The organism is Streptomyces sp. NBC_00012 (assembly GCF_045040875.1).
In the GTDB taxonomy this organism is placed as follows: domain Bacteria; phylum Actinomycetota; class Actinomycetes; order Streptomycetales; family Streptomycetaceae; genus Streptomyces.
This window is the reverse complement of record NZ_CP108309.1, coordinates 7,979,103-7,998,397: the sequence shown is the minus strand read 5'-3', so window position 1 is coordinate 7,998,397 and position 19,295 is coordinate 7,979,103. Positions and strand designations below refer to the sequence as shown.

General features: G+C 70.4%; 21 protein-coding genes and 1 pseudogene. 11 read left to right on the top strand and 11 right to left on the bottom strand.

From position 1 onward, the window contains the following. Positions 1–20: 20 nt before the first annotated feature. Positions 21–335, bottom strand: coding sequence for a TlpA family protein disulfide reductase (locus OHA19_RS36040; RefSeq protein WP_405709358.1), 315 nt, complete (start codon positions 333–335; stop codon positions 21–23). Positions 336–565: 230 nt separating this feature from the next. Between OHA19_RS36040 and OHA19_RS36035 the strand changes: the two genes are divergently transcribed. Continuing rightward, positions 566–1,288, top strand: coding sequence for a lysophospholipid acyltransferase family protein (locus OHA19_RS36035; RefSeq protein ID WP_405709361.1), 723 nt, complete (start codon positions 566–568; stop codon positions 1,286–1,288). Between the two features lie 100 nt (positions 1,289–1,388). On the opposite strand, the pseudogene OHA19_RS36030 reads toward OHA19_RS36035, so the two are convergent. The 4 genes and pseudogenes from OHA19_RS36030 to OHA19_RS36015 all read right to left on the bottom strand — a co-directional run. Further along, positions 1,389–1,628 (bottom strand): annotated as a pseudogene (locus OHA19_RS36030) (transglutaminase); the annotation flags it as partial. An 86-nt stretch (positions 1,629–1,714) separates the two neighbouring features. Beyond that, the gene (locus OHA19_RS36025; RefSeq protein ID WP_405709364.1) at positions 1,715–2,794 is read right to left on the bottom strand and encodes a threonine aldolase family protein; all 1,080 of its coding nucleotides are present in this window, start codon (positions 2,792–2,794) and stop codon (positions 1,715–1,717) included. Then, positions 2,773–3,540 (bottom strand): SDR family NAD(P)-dependent oxidoreductase, encoded by a 768-nt coding sequence (locus OHA19_RS36020; protein ID WP_351253538.1) that lies wholly within the window; start codon positions 3,538–3,540, stop codon positions 2,773–2,775. The genes OHA19_RS36025 and OHA19_RS36020 overlap by 22 nt, the downstream gene beginning before the upstream one ends. A 26-nt stretch (positions 3,541–3,566) precedes the next feature. After that, on the bottom strand, positions 3,567–4,964 hold the full coding sequence (locus tag OHA19_RS36015; protein ID WP_405752956.1) for a DUF6421 family protein: 1,398 nt from the start codon (positions 4,962–4,964) through the stop codon (positions 3,567–3,569). Positions 4,965–5,247: 283 nt separating this feature from the next. On the opposite strand from OHA19_RS36015, the gene OHA19_RS36010 reads away from it, so the two are divergent. Further along, a complete protein-coding gene (locus tag OHA19_RS36010) occupies positions 5,248–5,931 on the top strand; it encodes a glycerophosphodiester phosphodiesterase (RefSeq protein ID WP_405752953.1) in 684 nt (227 codons plus the stop codon). A gap of 12 nt (positions 5,932–5,943) precedes the next feature. On the opposite strand, the gene OHA19_RS36005 is transcribed toward OHA19_RS36010, so the two are convergent. Further along, positions 5,944–6,495 (bottom strand): GNAT family N-acetyltransferase, encoded by a 552-nt coding sequence (locus OHA19_RS36005; RefSeq protein WP_405709374.1) that lies wholly within the window; start codon positions 6,493–6,495, stop codon positions 5,944–5,946. A 289-nt stretch (positions 6,496–6,784) separates the two neighbouring features. On the opposite strand from OHA19_RS36005, the gene OHA19_RS36000 reads away from it, so the two are divergent. Next, a complete protein-coding gene (locus tag OHA19_RS36000) occupies positions 6,785–7,171 on the top strand; it encodes a VOC family protein (protein WP_405709378.1) in 387 nt (128 codons plus the stop codon). Between the two features lie 17 nt (positions 7,172–7,188). Here the strand turns inward: OHA19_RS36000 and OHA19_RS35995 are convergent, their stop codons facing one another. Beyond that, positions 7,189–8,601 (bottom strand): PLP-dependent aminotransferase family protein, encoded by a 1,413-nt coding sequence (locus tag OHA19_RS35995; RefSeq protein ID WP_405709381.1) that lies wholly within the window; start codon positions 8,599–8,601, stop codon positions 7,189–7,191. A 104-nt stretch (positions 8,602–8,705) separates the two neighbouring features. Here OHA19_RS35995 and OHA19_RS35990 point away from each other — a divergent pair, with 104 nt between their 5' ends. The 7 genes from OHA19_RS35990 to OHA19_RS35960 all read left to right on the top strand — a co-directional run bounded on the left by OHA19_RS35990 (position 8,706) and on the right by OHA19_RS35960 (position 14,374). Continuing rightward, a complete protein-coding gene (locus OHA19_RS35990; protein ID WP_405709384.1) occupies positions 8,706–9,959 on the top strand; it encodes a Tm-1-like ATP-binding domain-containing protein in 1,254 nt (417 codons plus the stop codon). A 59-nt stretch (positions 9,960–10,018) separates the two neighbouring features. Then, positions 10,019–10,843 carry a phosphoenolpyruvate hydrolase family protein gene (locus OHA19_RS35985; RefSeq protein WP_405709386.1) on the top strand — a complete coding sequence of 275 codons (825 nt, stop codon included), beginning with the start codon at positions 10,019–10,021 and terminating at the stop codon, positions 10,841–10,843. 138 nt (positions 10,844–10,981) lie between these two features. Next, complete coding sequence (locus tag OHA19_RS35980) at positions 10,982–11,575, top strand: DUF5134 domain-containing protein (protein ID WP_405709389.1); 594 nt, start codon at positions 10,982–10,984, stop codon at positions 11,573–11,575. Between the two features lie 86 nt (positions 11,576–11,661). Then, positions 11,662–12,597 carry a M56 family metallopeptidase gene (locus OHA19_RS35975; RefSeq protein WP_405709392.1) on the top strand — a complete coding sequence of 312 codons (936 nt, stop codon included), beginning with the start codon at positions 11,662–11,664 and terminating at the stop codon, positions 12,595–12,597. A gap of 33 nt (positions 12,598–12,630) precedes the next feature. Next, positions 12,631–13,329, top strand: coding sequence for a phosphatase PAP2 family protein (locus OHA19_RS35970; RefSeq protein ID WP_405709395.1), 699 nt, complete (start codon positions 12,631–12,633; stop codon positions 13,327–13,329). Between the two features lie 94 nt (positions 13,330–13,423). Beyond that, positions 13,424–14,125: an HAD family hydrolase gene (locus tag OHA19_RS35965; protein ID WP_405709397.1), complete on the top strand. Its 702-nt coding sequence runs from the start codon at positions 13,424–13,426 to the stop codon at positions 14,123–14,125. A 69-nt stretch (positions 14,126–14,194) separates the two neighbouring features. Then, on the top strand, positions 14,195–14,374 hold the full coding sequence (locus OHA19_RS35960; RefSeq protein WP_405709400.1) for a hypothetical protein: 180 nt from the start codon (positions 14,195–14,197) through the stop codon (positions 14,372–14,374). A 156-nt stretch (positions 14,375–14,530) separates the two neighbouring features. Here OHA19_RS35960 and OHA19_RS35955 read toward each other — a convergent pair whose 3' ends face one another. Continuing rightward, positions 14,531–16,021, bottom strand: a complete 1,491-nt coding sequence (locus OHA19_RS35955) for an LVIVD repeat-containing protein (RefSeq protein ID WP_405709403.1) — start codon at positions 16,019–16,021, stop codon at positions 14,531–14,533. Positions 16,022–16,179: 158 nt separating this feature from the next. Between OHA19_RS35955 and OHA19_RS35950 the strand changes: the two genes are divergently transcribed. After that, the gene (locus tag OHA19_RS35950; protein ID WP_405709406.1) at positions 16,180–16,866 is read left to right on the top strand and encodes a DUF305 domain-containing protein; all 687 of its coding nucleotides are present in this window, start codon (positions 16,180–16,182) and stop codon (positions 16,864–16,866) included. Positions 16,867–17,003: 137 nt separating this feature from the next. Here OHA19_RS35950 and OHA19_RS35945 read toward each other — a convergent pair whose 3' ends face one another. The 3 genes from OHA19_RS35945 to OHA19_RS35935 all read right to left on the bottom strand — a co-directional run bounded on the left by OHA19_RS35945 (position 17,004) and on the right by OHA19_RS35935 (position 19,213). Next, positions 17,004–17,384, bottom strand: coding sequence for an ArsR/SmtB family transcription factor (locus OHA19_RS35945; protein ID WP_405709409.1), 381 nt, complete (start codon positions 17,382–17,384; stop codon positions 17,004–17,006). 270 nt (positions 17,385–17,654) lie between these two features. Next, complete coding sequence (locus OHA19_RS35940) at positions 17,655–18,752, bottom strand: NADH:flavin oxidoreductase/NADH oxidase (protein WP_405709411.1); 1,098 nt, start codon at positions 18,750–18,752, stop codon at positions 17,655–17,657. A 71-nt stretch (positions 18,753–18,823) separates the two neighbouring features. Further along, positions 18,824–19,213, bottom strand: a complete 390-nt coding sequence (locus OHA19_RS35935) for a hypothetical protein (protein ID WP_405709414.1) — start codon at positions 19,211–19,213, stop codon at positions 18,824–18,826. Between the last annotated feature and the right edge of the window lie 82 nt (positions 19,214–19,295).

The window sequence follows — 19,295 nt, the reverse complement described above, 5'->3', positions numbered from 1 at the left end:
GGGAGATGTATCACGGTCCGTCACATCGCCTGCCCGAGGGCGGCGACCACGTCGACGGTGCGCGGCCGGCCGACGGCCCGGCGAACGATCCGGCCGGCCGCGTCCAGGACCAGCACGGTCGGCGTCCGGTTGATCTCCAGCTCCCGCACAAGGGTGAGATGCGCCTCGGCGTCGATCTCCACATGGGCCACGCCGTCCACCATGCGCGCCACCTCGGCAAGGGTGCGGCGGGTGGCCCGGCAGGGCTGGCAGAACGCGCTGGAGAACTGCACGAGGGTGGCCCGCTCCCCCAGTTCGGCGCCGATCCTGGCCGCGTCCAGCGACCCTCCACGCATCTGCCCGTCCACCTTCGGCCTCCTGTCAGAGCTCATCGCAAGAGGTCAGCACCACCGGCCCGCGAGACATTCCCGGAGGTTCCACGTGACGAGAATCTCGCGCCCCGAGCCCTCGGAGACTGGCCACCGCGTCGCGCATGGGGCACGATCGGCGCAATGCCGCAAACCTACGGCTGCGTAACTTCCGCCGGGAGAACCCTCCTCAGGCGCTGAAGAAGGGTCTTCCCCAGATGGCAGAACTCGTCTATCGGCCGGTCATCGGCGCCGCTCGTACGTTTTTCAAGGCGCTTGACCTGAAGATCGACACTCAGGGTTCCGAGCACATCCCGAAGACCGGTGGCGCGGTACTGGTAAGCAACCACATCAGCTATCTGGACTTCATCTTCACCGGGCTCGCGGCCCTGCCGCAGAAGCGGCTGGTCCGCTTCATGGCAAAGGAATCGGTCTTCCGGCACAAGGTCTCGGGACCGCTCATGCGCGGCATGAAGCACATCCCCGTCGACCGCAAGCAGGGCGAGGACGCGTATGCGCACGCACTCGCCTCACTTCGCTCCGGCGAGATCGTCGGCGTGTTCCCCGAGGCCACCATCTCGGAGTCGTTCACGCTGAAGAGCTTCAAGTCGGGCGCCGCCCGGCTGGCCCAGGAGGCCGGCGTACCGCTGATCCCGATGGCGCTGTGGGGGACACAGCGGCTGTGGACCAAGGGCCGGCCGCGCAATTTCAAGCGCACTCACGTGCCGGTGACGATCCGGGTCGGCGAGCCCATGGAGGCGCCCACCGACCAGTACGCGGGCGCGATCACCCGGCGCCTGCGGGAACGGGTCCAGGAGCTCCTGGAGGCGGCCCAGCGCGCCTATCCCGTCCGCCCGAAGGACGCGAGCGACACCTGGTGGGTGCCTGCCCACCTCGGCGGTACGGCACCGACCCCCGCCGAGGTCAGGGAGAAGAGCTGACGCGGCCGAAACGTCACTCCGGGGAGCGGGCCTCGACCCGCGCCCCGGAGGGCGGATTTTCCGGCGGTCGGCGGACTCGGCGGTTGATTCGCACCCCGCAGTAGCACCTCCCCGGCTCAGAGCGCGAGGCGCGCCAGGTGACCCGCATGTCGCCGGAATCGGCGGAGTGCGTAATGGTGTCGCGCACAAAGGCGTAGGCGGCGGACGCGTATGCATATGCGTCGGTGGTGTCGCCACGGAGCTCGGCGACGGTCTCCCGCACCAGCGGATGCTCGTGGTCGATGGCCTCGTCGGCGGCGAGATAGGCGGAGACTTCAGGAACCTGCTGGATCAGTTCCATGGCCGCCGAGCGTAGATGTGCGGCCGACCAGGAGTCAATGAATTTCCGGTCGGCCGCATACCCATTCAGCAGCTATTGGGTTCTGGCTACTTCGCCATCTCTTCCTTCAGGGCGAGGACGAACGCGTCGACGTCGTCCTCCCTCGTGTCGAAGGCACACATCCAGCGGACATCGCCGGCCGCCTCGTCCCAGAAGTAGAAGCGGAAGCGCTTCTGCAGCCGCTCGCTCACCTCGTGGGGCAGCCGGGCGAAGACTGCGTTGGCCTGGACGGGGTGAAGGATCTCCACCCCGTCCACCGTCCGAACGCCATCGGCGAGCCGCTGGGCCATCGCGTTGGCGTGCCGGGCGTTGCGCAGCCAGAGGTCACCGGCGAGCAGCGCCTCCAGCTGTACGGAGACGAAGCGCATCTTCGACGCGAGCTGCATCGACAGCTTGCGCAGGTGCTTCATGGCGCGGACGGCGTCCGGGTTCAGCACGACCACGGCCTCGCCGAAGATCGCCCCGTTCTTCGTACCGCCGAAGGACAGCACATCGACGCCGACGGTGTTGGTGAACGTACGCATCGGCACGTCCAGCGACGCCGCGGCGTTGGCTATCCGGGCCCCGTCCAGATGGACCTTCATGCCGTGTCCGTGGGCGTGTTCACAGATGGCGCGGATCTCGTCGGGTGTGTAGACCGTGCCCAGCTCGGTGTTCTGGGTGATCGAGACGACCTGCGGCATGGCACGGTGCTCGTCGTCCCACCCGTATGCCTGCCGGTCGATGAGCTCGGGGGTGAGCTTGCCGTCCGGGGTGGGCACGGTGAGCAGCTTCAGGCCGCCCACCCGCTCCGGGGCACCGCCCTCGTCCACGTTGATGTGGGCGGACTCGGCGCAGATGACCGCGCCCCAGCGGTCCGTCATCGCCTGGAGGGAGACGACGTTGGCGCCGGTTCCGTTGAAGACGGGGAAGGCTTCGGCGGTGGGGCCGAAGTGACTGTGCATGACGCGCTGGAGGTGCTCGGTGTACTCGTCCTCGCCGTAGGCGATCTGGTGACCGCCGTTGGCGAGGGCGAGGGCCGCGAGGATCTCCGGGTGCGTGCCCGCGTAGTTGTCGCTGGCGAAACCGCGGATCTGCGGGTCGTGGTGGCGCCGCGCGTCGGTCCTTACGGTTGTGGGGTCAGCCACAGGCGCTTTCCGTTCACTTCCGGGGCGGGACGGTCCCAGACGCCGGCGATGGCATCGGCCAGCTCCTTGACGTCGGTGAAGCCCGCGAACTTCGCATTGGGGCGCTCGGCGCGCATCGCGTCGTGCACCAGTGCCTTGACGATCAGGATCGCAGCCGCGGTCCTCGGCCCTTCGTCGCCCCCCGCCTTGCGGAACGCGTCCGCGAGCGCGAGCGTCCAGGCCTCGGCGGCCGCCTTCGACGCGGCGTAGGCCGCGTTTCCCGCGGTGGGCTTGCTCGCCCCGGCCGCGCTGATCAGCACATAGCGACCCCGGTCGCTGCGCTGGAGACCCTCCTGGAAGGCCAGCGAGGTGTGCTGGACCGTACGGATCAGCAGCTTCTCCAGCAGGTTCCAGTCGGCGAGGTCGGTCTCGGCGAAGCTCGCGCTGCCGCGCCAGCCGCCGACGAGGTGGACCAGGCCGTCGATCCGGCCGAATTCCTTCTCGGTCTTGTCCGCCCATTCACGGGCGGCACCGAGGTCCAGCAGATCGACCGTGTCGCCGGTGACAGTGGCGCCGCCGTGGGCGTAGCGCGCGGCGTCGACCGCCTCGGCCAGGCGGGCGGCGTCCGCGTCGGAGGCGACGACCGTCGCACCGGCCTCGGCGAGCCTCATCAGTGTGGCCCGCCCTGCCGGGCCCGCGGCCCCGGCCACCGCGACCACGGCACCTTCGAGAGCACCGCTCCCGTTGCCCCTGCCGTTTCCGTTCATGGCCACCGCCTCCTCAGACCCGGCGCTCACGCGGCTGCCCGCTCGGCATCCGCAGCGGTGATCCCCTTGGTCGAGGCGATCACGTTCTTCAGCTTCTTGGAGAGCGCCTCATAGAACATGCTCAGGGGAAACTCGTCAGGAAGCACATCGTCGACGAGCTTACGCGGCGGCTGCGACAGGTCCAGCGCGTCCGGACCCTTGGCCCAGCGGGAGCCCGGGTGCGGGGCGAGGTAGGTCGAGACCAGGTCGTACGCGGCGAACCAGTGGACCAGCTTGGGGCGGTCGATGCCGTCGCGGTAGAGCTTCTCGATCTCGGCGCAGAGCTGGTTGGTGATCTGCGGGGCGCGGTCCCAGTCGATCTTCAGCGTGTTGTCGGTCCAGCGGACCACATCGTGCTTGTGGAGGTACGCGAAGAGCAGTTGGCCGCCGAGGCCGTCGTAGTTACGGACGCGCTCGCCGGTGACGGGGAAGCGGAACATCCGGTCGAAGAGGACCGCGTACTGGACGTCGCGGCCGTGCGCGTTGCCCTCGGCCTCCAGTTTCACGGCCTCCTTGAAGGCGGTGAGGTCGCAGCGCAGCTCCTCCAGGCCGTACATCCAGAACGGCTGGCGCTGCTTGATCATGAAGGGGTCGAAGGGCAGGTCGCCGTGGCTGTGCGTCCGGTCGTGGACCATGTCCCAGAGCACGAAGGCCTGCTCGCAGCGCTGCTGGTCGGCGACCATCTCCCGGATGTCCTCGGGCAGCTCGACGCCGAGCAGCTCGACCGACGCCTCGGTGACCCGGCGGAAGCGGGCCGCCTCACGGTCGCAGAAGATGCCGCCCCAGCTGAAGCGTTCGGGGGCCTCGCGCACGGCGATGGTCTCCGGGAAGAGCACGGCGGAGTTGGTGTCGTAACCCGAGGTGAAGTCCTCGAAGGTGATGCCGCAGAACAGCGGGTTGTCGTACCGGGTCGCTTCGAGCTCGGCCAGCCACTCGGGCCAGACCATCCGCAGCACGACCGCTTCGAGGTTGCGGTCCGGGTTGCCGTTCTGCGTGTACATCGCGAAGACGACCAGGTGCTGGAGCCCGTCGGTGCGGTCCTTGGCCGGCTGGAAGGCGAGCAGCGAGTCCAGGAAGTCCGGTACGCCGAAGCCGTTGGTGGCCCAGCGGCGCAGGTCCGCGGCGAGGGCGCGATGGTACGCGGCGTCGTGCGGCAGCAGCGGGGAGAGCTCCTCGACCGCGGTGATCACACGGTCCAGCGTCGACCGCACGGCCTCCGGGGACGGCGCGCCCTCGGCCTCGAGGTCGATGGAACCGTCCTTCGACTGCCAGGGGCGGATCTCCTCCACGGCATTCTTGAGCGCGGGCCAGGCGGGATGATCGACCACCCTCCGATCCGTGGCTATGCCGCCCGCAGCAGCGTCCTGCACAAGAATTTCCGTCATAACACTTCCTCCACAGGAGAACCTCGCGTTAAGCAACCGTATCCATGTGCGGTTCTTTGAGACAAGTGGGGTCCAGAAAATTATCCTGCCGCTCCCCATGGTCACCGCGATTCTTCCTGCACTGAACGTTTCCGGCGGCCACTTCCGTCGGCCGGGCATGCACCTCGGGTGTCCGCCCCTTCCCGCTCCCCCAGTAGGGTCAGGCTGCCGGATCGCCGTATGCCGCAGCGCCTCGTGGGTAGGAACCGCACGGGGGAGACGCCGTCGACGGAAGCGGGTTGCCTTGTCTTTTCTCACCATCGGCCATCGCGGAGTGATGGGTGTCGAGCCGGAGAACACCCTGCGCTCCTTCGTCCACGCGGAACGGGCCGGAATGGACGCGATCGAGCTGGACCTTCACCTGAGCAAGGACGGCGCACTGGCCGTCATGCATGACGCCGATGTGGACCGTACGACGGACGGCAGGGGGCCGATCAACGAGAAGACCCTGTCCGAACTGCGTGAACTCGATGCCGGGCTGGGCGAGCGGGTGCCGGTCTTCGAGGAGGTGCTGGACGCCGTGCGGTCGCCCGTGCAGGCCGAGATCAAGGATGCGGCGGCGGCCCGCGCGCTGGCCGAAGTGATGCTGCGCCGCGATCTGGTCGACCGGGTCGAGGTGTCCTCGTTCCACGACGAGGCGGTGGCCGAGATCGCCCGGCTGGTGCCGGGCGTACGGACCGTGCTCATCGCGAGCCGCTGGCGAGGCGATGTGGTGGACCGGGCGAAGGCGGTGGGGGCGACGACGCTCGCGCTGGACATCCGCCGTCTCACCCTGGAGGTGGCCGAACAGGCGCGCGCCGAGGGGCTGAAGGTCATCGGCTGGGTGGTGAACACCCAGGACCATCTGCGGCTGGCACGCGCCCTGCGGCTGGACGGCGCGACCACCGACTACCCGGAGATCCGCCGCGCAGGCCGCTTCACCGCCTGATCGCGGCCCCGGTCAGACGAGGTTCTTGACCAGCAGCTCGAAGGCGAGATCGTCGCGCTGCGGAATGCCGAAGCGCTCGTCGCCGTACGGGAACGGGCTGAGCTTTCCCGTACGGCGGTAGCCGCGCCGCTCGTACCAGGCGATCAGCTCATCGCGCACCGAGATCACGGTCATGTGCATCTCACTCACGCCCCAGCTCTCCCGGACGGTGCGCTCGGCCTCGGCGATGATCACCTTGCCGAGCCCCGCCCCCTGCAGTCCGGGTCGGACCGCGAACATCCCGAAGTAGGCGGCGTCGCCCCGGTGTTCGAGCTGGCAGCAGGCGACGAGCCCGCCGTCGCGCTCCACCACCAGCAGCCGGCTGCCGGGTGCTTGGAGGACCTGTCGCACACCGTCCGGGTCCGTCCGCTGCCCCTGCAGGATGTCCGCCTCGGTGGTCCAGCCGGACCGGCTGGAGTCGCCGCGGTACGCCGACTCGATCAGTGTCACCAGTGCGGGCACATCGGCGTCGGCCGCGTCGCGGAAGGTCAGCTGTCCCGGGTCCTGGGCGGGGGCGGTGTCCATCGGGGTGGCTCTCCGTTTCTGTGCTGTGGCCGTGCCGGAGCAGCGTAACGCGGGTGTGGCGGACCTAGGGCCTCTCGTTTGGATCATGCCGGGGTCGCGGGGTCCGGCACGCACTCCCCCAAGGCCTCAAGGGCCAGGGGGACCCCCTCCGCGCTGTCGTCGGTCGCCAGGACTCCGCCCTGACTCCCTCCTCCGCCCTGACTCCCTCCTCCGCCCTGCGATCGCACGCACCAGACCCCGCTCCCTGATGATCCGGCCTGATCCAAACGAAAGACCCTAGAGTCGGCGCATGGTTCATGTGCTGAGCAGCCGGACCCTGTTGCACCCGGCCGATCCCGAACGGTCCCGCGTCTTCTACGGGCAGTCGCTCGGGCTGCCCGTCTACCGGGAGTTCGGCACCGGCCCCGAGCGGGGCACGGTCTACTTCCTCGGCGGGGGCTTCCTGGAGGTTTCCGGACGCGCCGCAGAGCCGCCGGTGCCCGGCCTCGAACTGTGGATGCAGGTCGCGGACGTGCGGGGGGCGCACGAGGAGTTGTCGGCCCGCGGCGTCGAGGTGCTGCGGGAGCCGGTGCGCGAGCCGTGGGGGCTGATCGAGATGTGGATCCGCGATCCGGACGGGCACCGGATCGTGATGGTGGAGGTACCGGCGGACCATCCGCTGCGCTATCGCCCCTGAGCCGGGTGGTGGCGCCGTCAGTGCTGGGTGCGGCTCCGCCGCGCGCAGTCGAGGAGCACGGGCAGGGCCTTCGCCAGACCGCCGTCGTCATCGGCGAACGGAAGTCGCACATGGTGGCGGAAGCCGTCCACGGCGGAGAAGGCCGGGCCGGGGACGATCAGTACGCCCGCGCGGCGGGCCAGCTGGGCGGTGGCTTCGGCGTCGGCGCCAGGGATCTCCACCCAGAGGGCGGAGCCACCGGCGGGTCGTTCCCACCGCCAGCCGGTCCGCTGCCCGCGCAGCAGTTGTTCGGTCTCCGCCAGACGTTCACGCAGCCGGGAGCGGCGTCGGGCGCGGGCCTCGGGCAGTTGACCCAGCAGCTTCACGGCCAGCATCTGGTCCACCACCGGGCACGACAGGTCGACGGACTTCTTGATGTCGGCCAGACGATGGATCACCGTGGTGGAGGCCCGGATCCAGCCCAGTCGGAGCCCGCCCCAGAAGAGCTTGGACAGCGTGCCCACGGTGGCCGTGGCGGCGGGCGGCAGCAGGCCGGCCAGGGAGCGGGGCGCGGCGTCGTCGAGCAGGGAAAGCTCGGCGTAGGCGTTGTCCTCCACGACGTACAGGCCCTGTTCGGCCAGTACGGCGGCCCAGGCGCGGCGGGTGGGCTCGTCCATGCCGCGTCCGGTGGGGTTGTGGACGGACGGCTGCAGATAGACGAGGCGGGGCCGGACATGGCCGGCCAGCCGTGCCAGTGTGCGGGCGCCGTGCGCCCCGTCCGCGGGCAGCGGGACGAGCCGGGCGCCGCGTCCGCGCAGTGCTTCGAGCGCGCCGCGGTAGGTGGGGTCCTCCACGATCACCGTGTCACCGGGCTCGACCAGGCCCTGGGTGATCAGCCAGACGGCCTGCTGGGATCCGGCGGTCACCAGGATCTGTTCCGCAGTGGTCGGCAGGCCCGCGGACCGGTGGTACTCGGCGATCCCCTCGCGGAGCTCGGGCAGCCCGTACGGGAGGTATCCGTCGCCGGCCAGCGCCGCGGTGAGGTCGGCGGCGGAAAGGTCACCGACCGCCGCCGCGACCGCGGGCAGGCCATCCAGCGCGCCGCTGGACAGGTCGATGCCGCCTTCCCTGGTCCCGAAGCTGGCCAGCCGTCCCTCGGTCACCGGCTCGCCCACCGCGCCGGAACCCCGCAGCCGGGAGCCGCTGCCCTGCCGGCTCTCCAGCCACCCCTCGGCCTCCAGCAGTCCGTACGCGGCCGTCACCGTGGAGCGGCTGACGCCCAGCGCCGCCGCCAGGGCGCGCTGGGAGGGCAGCACCGTGCCCGGCGCCACGTCTCCGCGCTGCGCCAGCTCGCGCAGCGCCTCGGCCAGCAGCCTCGGCATCGCACCCGTGCCGTCCTTGGACCACCCGGTCAGCAGACGGGACAGCCGGGTGGGAGGAATGCGGTCCATGCACTCATCATCGCCCGCCGCAGGCCAATTGCCCTCAAGTGGTCTTTGCCGCCCTCCGGTGGCTCGCACATGATCGGGAGAACGCCGTTGCAAAGGAGCAGAACATGGCGACCGTGGTGCTCGTCGGGACATTGGACACCAAGGGGGCGGAGTACGAGTGGCTCGCGGCGCGGCTTCGCGAAGCGGGCTGCGACGTGGTGCTCGTCGATGGCGGAGTAATGCCTTCGCCCGCGGGCACGGTCACCGGTGACATCGACGCGGCGGCCGTCGCGCGCCGTGCCGGGCACGGTCTGGAGGCGCTGCGTGCCAACGGAGACCGCGGTGCGGCGGTGTCCGCCATGGCCGACGGGGTCGAGCGGATCGTCGGTGATCTGCACCGCGAGGGGCAGCTGCACGCGGTGCTGGCGGTGGCCGGAAGCGGTGGGTCGTTCATCGCCGCGCGTGCCATGCAGGCGCTCCCGATCGGCGTTCCGAAGGTGCTGGTGTCCACCATGGCCAGCGGGGATGTGGCGCCGTACGTGGGCAGCAGCGACATCACCATGATGTACAGCGTGGTCGACGTGGCGGGCATCAACTCCGTGTCCTCGCAGATCATGGGCAACGCGGTGGCGGCGGTGGCCGGCATGGCCATCCACCACGAGCGGAGCCTGAACGAGTCGCAGCCCCAGGGGCGACCGCTGATCGGCGCCAGCATGTTCGGCGTCACCACGCCCGCGGTCGACGCCGCCCGCCGGCGGCTGGACGAGCTGGGTTACGAGGTCCTGGTCTTCCACGCCACCGGCGCGGGCGGCCGGGCGCTGGAGAAGCTTGCCTCGGGCGGGTTCCTCGCAGGTGTCCTGGACCTGACCACCACCGAGCTCGCGGACGAGCTCGTCGGCGGCGTGCTGAGCGCCGGCCCCGACCGGCTCACCGCGGCGGGCCGGGCCGGCGTGCCGCAGGTGGTCGCGCCAGGTGCACTGGACATGGTCAACTTCGGACCCGCCGACACCGTGCCGGAACGGTTCGCCGATCGCCACCTGCTCGTGCACAACCCCACCGTCACCCTGATGCGCACCACGGCCGGGGAGATGGCCGGACTCGGCGCCTCCATGGGGGACAAACTGGCCTCGGCGCACGGCCCGACTGCGGTCCTCTGGCCGCTGGGCGGTGTCTCCGCGGTGGACGCCCCGGGCGGGCCGTTCCACGATCCGGAGGCCGACGCGGCCGGGCTGGCCGCCCTGCGCACCGCCCTGCGGGGCAGCGCCGTCGATCTGCGCGAGATCAGCGCCCATCTCAACGACACCTCGTTCGGCGTCGCCGCCGCCGACCATCTCCACCAGCTGATCAGCACCCGGGAACGTTCGCACCCGCACGTCTGAGCCTCGCCTCCGCACGTCCCGGCAGCGAGAAACCCACCGATCGAACCAGGAGTCCATCCTTGAACCGCAATCAGGCCCTGTCCCGCCTGACCGAGCAAGTCGCAGCAGGCAAGGCCGTCATAGGTGCGGGCGCAGGCACCGGCCTGTCCGCCAAGTGCGCGGAGGCCGGCGGCGTCGACCTGCTGATCATCTACAACTCCGGCCGCTACCGGATGGCCGGCCGGGGCTCGCTGGCGGGCCTGCTGCCGTACGGCGACGCCAACGCCATCGTGCTCGACATGGCGGGCGAGGTCCTGCCCGTGGTGCGGGACGTCCCCGTGCTCGCCGGGGTGTGCGGCACCGACCCGTTCCGGATCATGGGCAACTTCCTCGACCAGCTGAAGGCCATCGGCTTCACCGGCGTGCAGAACTTCCCCACTGTCGGGCTCTACGACGGCAGGTTCCGCGAGAACCTCGAGGAGACCGGCATGGGCTTCGGTCTGGAGATCGACATGATCCGCCAGGCCCACGAGCGCGATCTGCTCACCGCGCCCTATGTCTTCGAACCGGAGCAGGCCGCCGAGATGGCACGGGCGGGTGCCGATGTCCTGGTACCGCACGTCGGGCTGACCACCAAGGGGTCCATCGGCGCCTCGACCGCACTCACGCTCGATCAGGCCGCCACCGCCGTGCAGGAGATGCACGACGCCGCCAAGCGCGTCAATCCGGACATCATCGTGCTCTGCCACGGCGGCCCGATCGCCGAACCGGAGGACGCCCGCTACGTCCTGGAGCACACCACCGGGATCGCCGGCTTCTTCGGCGCCTCCTCCATGGAACGGCTGCCCACGGAGCGGGCCATCACCGAGCAGGCACGCGCCTTCAAGTCCCTCACGCTCGGCTGACGAAGGGACGAAGCCACAGCGCGCGGCAGGAACGCTCCTGCCGCGCGCTCCCCTTGTACCTCAGTGCGCCGCGTACGACGGTCCTCGGCCGGGCATCGACCAGGGGGACCGCGTCGTACGGCCAGGGGGAGGTGCGCTGTGCACGGATCGGCGATGTCGGGCTGGCTCCTGATGGCGTTGTGCGCAACGACGGGCGCGTACTGCCTGCTGCGTACCCGCAGCGAGACCGGGGAGGCGCGCAGGACCGCGCGTGCGGAGGCGCTGATGGGCTTCGGCATGGCCGCCATGGCGGTGCCGGCGGCAGTCGTGACACCTCCCGCGTGGGCATGGGTGGTCTACGCGGCGCTGTTCGGGGCCGCCTCGTTGCGCGCACTGTGGTTCTCCCGGCGCAGCGGACACCATCTGCACCATCTCGTCGGGTCCTCGGCGATGGTCTACATGGCCCTGACCATGGCACCGGGCGGCGGTGCGGCACACGGAGGGCACGGCGGACACACGGGCCACGGGGCCGCGGTGGCGGCCGGGGGCGTCCCCCTGCTGACCGGGCTGCTGCTCGCCTACTACGCGGTGTACGTGCTGCGGTCGGGGGCCCGGCTGATACCCGTGGCCGCCGCCCCGGCGGGCGGTGGTGGCGGCCCCGCCGTGGGTGGCTGGGGTACGCGGCCCGAGCTGGCGCTCGCCTGCCGGCTGACGATGGGGATGGCCATGTTCGCGATGCTGCTCACCCTGTGAGACGGTCGGCCGGTCAAACCGTGGTCTGCGTCACTTGCCGTGCACAGCCATACCCGTGGGTACCGCACCCCTCATAGGCTGATGTCATGTTGGTCTCCCTCGCACTGCTGCTGCTCGGTGCACTGGCCGCCGTCCTGACCCCGCGGCTGATGGCCAGGGCCCGGTGGCCGGAGCGCGAGCCCGTCGTGGCGCTGTGGGTGTGGCAGTGCGTGGTGGCCGGGGTGCTGCTCTCCTTCGCGCTCTCCATGACGTTCAGCGCGGCCGCCGCCTGGCAGGCGGTGCGTGGGCATGTGTTCGCCCCGGCGCCGCACGCGGTGGTGGAGGCGTACGCGTTGGGCGGGCACGGGCGGTGGTCCGCCGCCATGGCCGTGCTGCTGGCACTCGGCGGGCTGTGGTCGGCGGTGATGCTGACCCGGGAGATCCACCGGGCCCAGGTGCGTCGCAGGCAGCGGCGCGCCGAACTGCTGGTGCGTGCCCCGCTGATGCCCGGCGAGAAGCCCGGCAGCGGCCGTCTCGTCGTACTGGAGGGCGAGCGTCCGGACGCCTGGTGGCTGCCGGGCGCCGCGCCTCAACTGGTCATCACCACCAAGGCACTCAGGCGCCTGAAGGGCCGTCAGCTGGATGCGGTGCTGGCCCATGAGCAGGGGCACGCGAACGCGCGGCACGACTGGCTGCTGCACTGTTCCGGAGCGCTGGCGACCGGGTTCCCGCAGGTGCCGGTGTTCGCGGCGTTCCGCGACGAGATGCACCGGCTGGTCGAACTGGCCGCGGACGATGTGGCGTCGAAGCGTTTCGGACGGCTGACGATCGCCCTGGCCCTGGTGGAACTCAACGAGGACCGGGGCGTGTTCGGCCCCTGCCCGGCGCCGGACGCACAGCTGCCGCTGCGGGTGAACCGGTTGCTGACCCCGGCGGACCGGCTGACCGCGGGCCGCCGGCTCCGGCTGACCGCTGCGGCCGCGCTGGTGCCGGTGGTTCCGGTTCTGGTGGCCTTCATCCCTGGACTCAGCGCGCTGCGATAGCCAGGGCCGCCGGCCGTCCGCGAAGATCGCCCCATGCCGTCCACGCAGCTCCCCCCGCCGGTCCGTACGCCTTCCCGTGTCACACCTTTCGGGATGGGTACGGTCTGCGCGCTTCTCGCACTGGTCGTACTGATCCTCGTCGCCGTGCGCTGGTCACCGCTGATGACGCTGGACCGTACCGTCGCGGAAGCCCTGCACCGCAGGGCGGTGACCGAACCCGGCCTGGTCCATGCCAACCGGATCCTGACCGACTGGGCCTGGGATCCGTGGACCATGCGCGCCCTGATCGCGGCGGCGGTGGTGGCGCTGTGGTGGCGTCGGGAGCGACTGCTCGCGGTGTGGGTCGCGGCGACGAGCATGCTGGGCTCTCTGGTGCAGCAGGGGCTGAAGTCCGCGGTCGGCCGGGAGCGGCCGCAGTGGCCCGACCCGGTGGATTCTGCCCATTACGCGGCGTTCCCGTCCGGTCACGCGATGACGGCGACGGTGAGCTGCGCCCTGCTGCTCTGGCTGCTGCGCCGGTACGGCGCCGGGCCCTGGCTGTGGCGGACGGCGCTGGTCGTGGCGTGCGTCTCGGTCGTCGGGGTGGGCCTGACCCGCCTCTACCTGGGTGTGCACTGGCTGAGCGACGTACTGGGCGGCTGGCTGCTGGGCGTGGCCCTGGCCGCCTTCGCGATCGCCGGATTCGCCCGGTACGAGCGGCACGGCGGGTCCCGCGCGCCCGGCAGTTCCTGAGCCGGGCCGGACTCGGCGCGTCCCGCCCTCTCCCTCCCCCGGCCCCGGCCGACCGGCCTTGTCGAGCCGCCCCGTGCCGGGGAGGATCGCAGCCATGCAGATCAAGGGTGTGCTCTTCGACTTCTCCGGAACTCTCTTCCGTATCGAGTCCGTCCGGTCCTGGCTGCGCGCGGCCCTGGCCGAGCGGGGGGTGACGGTGGACGAGGCCGACTTCGAACGGTACGCGGGCGAGCTGGAGGCCGCCGGGGCACTGCCGGGCGGCCCGCCTCCCCGGCGCGTCCCCGCCCGGCTCGCCGCCGCGTACGCCACCCGTGACGAGAGTGCGGAAATGCACCGGGAGGCGTACACCGGGCTGGCGCGGCAGGTGGCCCTGCCGGATCCGGGCCTGTACGACGCGCTGTACGAGCGGCATCGGACGCCGGACGCCTGGCAGCCGTATCCGGACGCGGCGGAGGTGCTCGGCGCGCTGCACGACCGCGGCATCCGGATCGGCGTGGTCAGCAACATCGGCTGGGACCTGCGGCCGGTCTTCCGGGCGCACGGCCTGGACCCCCTGATCGACGCCTATGTGCTGTCGTGCGAGTACGGCATCCAGAAGCCGGACGCACGGATCTTCCACACGGCCTGCACAAATCTCGGGCTGAATCCGGCGGATGTGGTGATGGTCGGCGACGACCGGAACGCGGACGGCGGGGCCGCCGCACTGGGCTGTGACGTGCGGTTCGTGCACCATCTGCCGGTGTCGGAGCGGCCCGACGGACTGCGGACGCTCGGACTGGTGCCGGGCGTTGCCTGACAGACATGTGAGAGATGTCCCTGACGCCCAATGGGTCTGATTGTCACATCGGGGCCTTAGCCTGTATGTATGTCCCGTTCTCCGTGCTCCTCCGACTCCACGCGCACCGCCGCCGTGGTGAACAAAGAGATCCGTGACCTGTGGCAGCGCTCGGGCGGCTGTCTGTCCCCGGAGGACGAGGAGCAGTACCAGCGCCTGCTGGTGGAGTGGGCCGCGGCGACGGGCGGCGGCGCCAGGTCCGCCGCCTGAGGACTGTCCTGTGATCCCTGGTGGATCGGCGTGCGGCGTCGGACGCGGTGCGTCGCAAGGTGCCCTTGGCCCTTCGCTGTCCCGCAGGGCGGTGGATCCGCCCTGCGGGACGTCTTCCGTTCGCGGTGGATCCGGCCGGCTGGGTGTTCCGGCCGGTCAGCGGTCGAAGTACTCCGGCTGGGTCTGCACATTGAGCTCGTCCAGACGCACCCGCTTCGCCGGGTCGGTCCGCCGGTCGTCGAGCTTCAGGACGTCGAAGCCTTTGGCGATGTCGTTGGAGTAGATGTAGCCGTTGTAGTAGTACGCCGACCAGGGGCCGGCCGTGGTGACGGCGTCGGTGGTGACCGGGCCGCGCTCGAAGTAGCCGATCTCCTTGGGCTTCGAGGAGTCGGTGAAGTCCCACACCGACACCCCGCCCTGGTACCAGGCCTGGACCATCAGGTCCCGGCCCTTGACCGGGACGATCGAGCCGTTGTGGGCGACGCAGACCTCGGTGTCGGCCTGCGGGCGGTCGATCTTGAAGTAGCTGCGGAAGACCAGCTTGCGGTGGTCGCCCCTGCCGACGATGTCGTAGATGCCGTTGGCGCCGCGCTTCGGGCCGATCTCCTCGTTGCAGGTGGCCGCGCCACCGCCGCCGAGCTCATCGGTGAAGACGACCTTGTCCGTCGTCTGATTGAACGTCGCCGAGTGCCAGAACGCGAAGTTCACATTGTCCTGCACCCGGTCGATGATCTTCGGGTTCTCCGGGTCCTTGATGGAGAACAGCAGGCCGTCACCCATGCAGGCACCCGCGGCCAGGTCCTTCGAGGGCAGCACGGTGATGTCGTGGCAGCCGGTGGTCCTGGAGACGCCCGGGTTCTCCGGCGCACCCGGGTTGCCGCCGTCCGGGAAGAGCACCGGGAAGTTCACGACCGCTGCCTTCTCGGGTGCGTTGCGCGGCACCTTGATGACGGAGATCCCGTCGTGCGGCGGCTGGCAGTCGGGGAACGTCGCGCTCGGCGAGTACGAGGAGACGTAGACGTACACGTTCTTGCGCTCGGGGACCAGTGTGTGGGTGTGCGATCCGCACGTGGTCTCGACGGCGGCGACGTACTTCGGGTTGCGCTTGTCGCTGATGTCGAAGACCTTCATGCCCTCCCAGGAGGACTTCTCCGTGGCGGGCTGGGTGGTGCTGGTGCAGGAGTTGTCGCTGCGCGAGGAGTCGGTGGACAGGAAGAGCAGGTCGCCCGAGACCGAGATGTCGTTCTGCGAGCCGGGGCAGAGGACCTGCGAGACCGTCCTCGGGGACCGGGGGTTGCTGATGTCGAAGATCCGGAAACCGTCGTAGTTTCCGGCGAAGGCGTACTTCCCCTGGAAGGCCAGGTCCGTGTTGGTGCCCTTGAGCGCGTCCTTCGGAACGTTGGCCAGATGAGTGATGTTGGAGCTGTGGACGATCTCGTCCACGCCCGGCACCTCGCCGCTCTTGATCGCGGCCTCGGTTTCGGCCTTCTCGGCGGCGGAGATGCCCGTCCGGGCCCCGCCCCGGTCACCGGGGTCGGGCGTCGCGGCCGCCGGTCCGGCCATCAGCAACGTGGCCAGCAGCCCGGCGGCTGCCGTCGCCACGCCCAGGCGTCTGCGCCGCACCGGGCTCGTGTGCAACGAAATCACTGCGTCCTCCCATGCATCCGAACGTAGTTGAACGGTTCACGGACCTCGGCAGTATCGTCCTTGCCATGGTGATCCCAACAGATGGCAACAGAGACGTAATGAAAGTTTCTGACGGCTGCCGTGCGGAAGCGTGTTAGGACGGTCGGCAACCACCCCATATGGCAATGGAGGCCCACTTGTTGATCCGCCGTCAGACCATGTGTGTACGTAACTCCGTTCTCGTCGCAGTAGCCGTTTCGGCCGTTCTCGCCCTCGCCGCGTGCGGTGCGGGGGACGGCGAGAGCCGCGCCAAGGCCCGGGCGGGCGGGGGGCCTTCGGTGGTGGCCCCGGGAAAGCCTGGCGAGCCCGCCCGGACGCTCTCCGCCGAGGAGGCCGTGCAGGCCGCCGGAAACGACGCCCCCAACTCGGCCGACTTCCGCTATGCACAGATGATGATCCAGCACCACGCGCAGGCCCTGGAGTTGACCGCACTCGCCCCGTCGCGTTCCGGCTCACCCTCGGTCAAGAGGCTCGCCGAGCGCATCACCGCGGGCCAGAAGCCGGAGATCGGCGCCATGGAGGGGTGGCTCACGCACAACGGCGGAGCGAATCGCAAAGCCGCCCACGACCACTCGGCGATGCCCGGGATGGCGACCCCGGCACAGCTGGAACAGTTGCGCGCGGCGGACGGCGCGGCCTTCGACAAGCTCTTCCTGAAATTGATGATCACCCATCACCAGGGGGCGATCACGATGGCGACCGAGGTGCTCACGGAGGGGAACAACGTGCAGATCGAGGAGATGGCCGGCGACGTCGTCGCGCAGCAGACGGTGGAGATCAACCGGATGCGCACCATGTCGCCCTGACGGGGGACGCCGGCTCCACTGCTCGACGACGCACCGCTGCTGCTCGCCGGGCTCCCGCCGGCACCCGACCCGGTGGCGGCCGGGGGAGCGCGCGGCTGAGGGCTGCCCCGTAATCCCTGTCCGACGGCAGGGCGGCCCTAGCGGTCCTCACCGGCGCGCCGAACCTGCCGGTTCGCCGCGTCGAGGACTCTGTCGAGGAGTCCGGGGAACAGCGCCTCCAGATCATCTCGCCGCAGCCCGTTCATCTTGGCCGTGCCCCGGTAGATCTGCTGGACGATCCCGCTCTCGCGCAGCACCCGGAAGTGGTGCGTGGAGGTGGACTTGGAGACCGGCAGCTCGAAACAGGAGCAGGTGAGTTCGGCGTCGGCGTCGGCCAGCTCGCGGACGATGCGCAGTCGGATCGGGTCGGAGAGCGCGTGGAGCACCCCCTCGATGCGGATCTCGTCCCGCGCGGGGTGGTCGAGCGCTCGACCACCCGCCTCGGCGGTACTGGCGGCAGGGGCGCTGGCGGCGGTCACGTCGGCTCCACTTCCTGGGGTTGCTCGGATCCTTCAGGTCGGACCCTTCAGGTCGGACCCTTCATAATACGAGGCTCATCGTAGTTCTACCTGCGCCGGAAAGGAGCGGTCCGCCGACGACCACGGCGCTTCCGACTTCGGCAAAGCCCCTCCCCGGCAAGATCCGCACGGCGGGTCCGTATCCGAAGCAGCCGGCCCGGCGGGCCGCCCCGGCCCGGCACCCCGTGGCGCATCGCACCGTGCGGGGACCGGCCGGGGCGGAACGGGGCGTCAGACCGCGCGGAGGTACTGCTCCGGCTTGCGGAGCTCGCCACCCAGTTCGCGGGCCGCCTCCTGGGCCCAGGACGGACTGCGCAGCAGCTCGCGCCCGAGGAACACGGCATCGGCCCGCCCCTCGGTGATGATCTTCTCGGCCTGCTGCGGCTCGGTGATCAGGCCCACCGCCGCCACCGGCAGCGAGGTCTCGGCCCTGACCCGCTCGGCGAAGGGAACCTGGTACCCCGGCCCGGTCCCGATGCGGGCGCGCGGGGCGTTTCCGCCGCTGGAGACGTCCAGCAGGTCGACCCCGTGGGCCTGGAGCAGCCCGGCCAGCCGCACGGTCTCGTCGACGGTCCAGCCCTCGCGGTCGTCCTCGTCGTTCTCCGTGAGCCAGTCCGTCGCGGAGATCCGGAAGAGGACGGGCAACTCTTCCGGCCAGACCTCACGCACCGCGTCGACGATCTCCAGGGCGAGGCGGGCGCGGTTCTCGAAACTGCCGCCGTACTCGTCGGTGCGCCGGTTGCTGTACGGGGAGAGGAACTGCCCGATGAGGTACCCGTGGGCGCCGTGCACCTCGGCGACCTCGAACCCGGCGTCGAGAGCGCGGCGCGCGGCCTCGCGGAACCGGTCGACGACGCCCCGGATCTCGTCCACGGTCAGCTCGTGCGGCACGGGGTGCCCGTCGTCGAACGGCAGCGGGCTGGGGGCGACGGGCGTCCAGCCGTGTGCCTCGGGACCGACCGGCCCGCCACCCAGCCAGGGGGCTGCCGTGGAGGCCTTGCGCCCGGCGTGCGCGAGCTGGATGCCGGCGACGGACCCCTGCCCCTTGATGAATTCCGTGATCCGGCGGAGGGCGACGACCTGGGTGTCGTTCCAGATGCCGAGGTCGGCGGGGCTGATCCGGCCCTCGGGACTGACGGCCGTCGCCTCGGTGATGATGAGCCCGGTGCCGCCGATGGCTCGCGCCGCGAGATGGGCGAAGTGCCAGTCGGTCGCGACGCCCTGATCGGGCCCGTCCGGTGCGGCGCTGTACTGGCACATGGGCGCCATCCAGACCCGGTTGGGAATGACGAGCGACCGCAGGGTGTAGGGCTCGAAGAGGGCACTCACGTCGGACTCCGTTTCGACAGGTACGGAAGAATCGCTAGTACGATACATCCCGTACTACGACGCTCGTCAAATTACGAAGACTCTCGTACAACCCGGAGCGTGATCTCGGCGTCCGCGTCATAACCCTGGGTCCAGCTGCGCCCGGCCCCCGATCTCCAGGTGACATGGACGGTGGCACCGTCGACCCTGACGTCGTCCACCGTCATGACCCGGTCACCGTCCCGTACGTCCCCCCGGCGCAGTTCACGCGCCTTGACGGTGACGGGCTCCGCCGACCGCGCGCTGTCTGCCTCGTCCGCCGCGAGGGCGAGTGCCGCCGCCAGCTCCCGGGCCCGGACGGGGGTGCAGTTCAGCGACAGCTCGCACGTGTGCGCCTCGATCCTGATCCCGACCCGGGCTCCGGCCGGGTTCACCGCCACGCTTGCCGCACGCCCCTCGGCGTCCTCGATCCCGCTCGTCATCGCTCCACGCTTCCTCTCGCCCGGCCGGCACTTCTTCGTCCGACCGGATTCTCTCCTTCGTCCGACCTGCCCTTTCCTTCAC

Excerpts from the sequence above, each read along its gene's own strand:
- OHA19_RS36040 (WP_405709358.1), bottom strand. The coding sequence starts at position 335 with ATGCGTGGAGGGTCGCTGGACGCGGCCAGGATCGGCGCCGAACTGGGG.
- OHA19_RS36035 (WP_405709361.1), top strand. The coding sequence starts at position 566 with ATGGCAGAACTCGTCTATCGGCCGGTCATCGGCGCCGCTCGTACGTTT.
- OHA19_RS36020 (WP_351253538.1), bottom strand. The coding sequence starts at position 3,540 with ATGAACGGAAACGGCAGGGGCAACGGGAGCGGTGCTCTCGAAGGTGCC.
- OHA19_RS36015 (WP_405752956.1), bottom strand. The coding sequence starts at position 4,964 with ATGACGGAAATTCTTGTGCAGGACGCTGCTGCGGGCGGCATAGCCACG.
- OHA19_RS36005 (WP_405709374.1), bottom strand. The coding sequence starts at position 6,495 with ATGGACACCGCCCCCGCCCAGGACCCGGGACAGCTGACCTTCCGCGAC.
- OHA19_RS36000 (WP_405709378.1), top strand. The coding sequence starts at position 6,785 with ATGGTTCATGTGCTGAGCAGCCGGACCCTGTTGCACCCGGCCGATCCC.
- OHA19_RS35995 (WP_405709381.1), bottom strand. The coding sequence starts at position 8,601 with ATGGACCGCATTCCTCCCACCCGGCTGTCCCGTCTGCTGACCGGGTGG.
- OHA19_RS35990 (WP_405709384.1), top strand. The coding sequence starts at position 8,706 with ATGGCGACCGTGGTGCTCGTCGGGACATTGGACACCAAGGGGGCGGAG.
- OHA19_RS35975 (WP_405709392.1), top strand. The coding sequence starts at position 11,662 with ATGTTGGTCTCCCTCGCACTGCTGCTGCTCGGTGCACTGGCCGCCGTC.
- OHA19_RS35970 (WP_405709395.1), top strand. The coding sequence starts at position 12,631 with ATGCCGTCCACGCAGCTCCCCCCGCCGGTCCGTACGCCTTCCCGTGTC.
- OHA19_RS35965 (WP_405709397.1), top strand. The coding sequence starts at position 13,424 with ATGCAGATCAAGGGTGTGCTCTTCGACTTCTCCGGAACTCTCTTCCGT.
- OHA19_RS35960 (WP_405709400.1), top strand. The coding sequence starts at position 14,195 with ATGTCCCGTTCTCCGTGCTCCTCCGACTCCACGCGCACCGCCGCCGTG.
- OHA19_RS35950 (WP_405709406.1), top strand. The coding sequence starts at position 16,180 with ATGGCAATGGAGGCCCACTTGTTGATCCGCCGTCAGACCATGTGTGTA.
- OHA19_RS35935 (WP_405709414.1), bottom strand. The coding sequence starts at position 19,213 with ATGACGAGCGGGATCGAGGACGCCGAGGGGCGTGCGGCAAGCGTGGCG.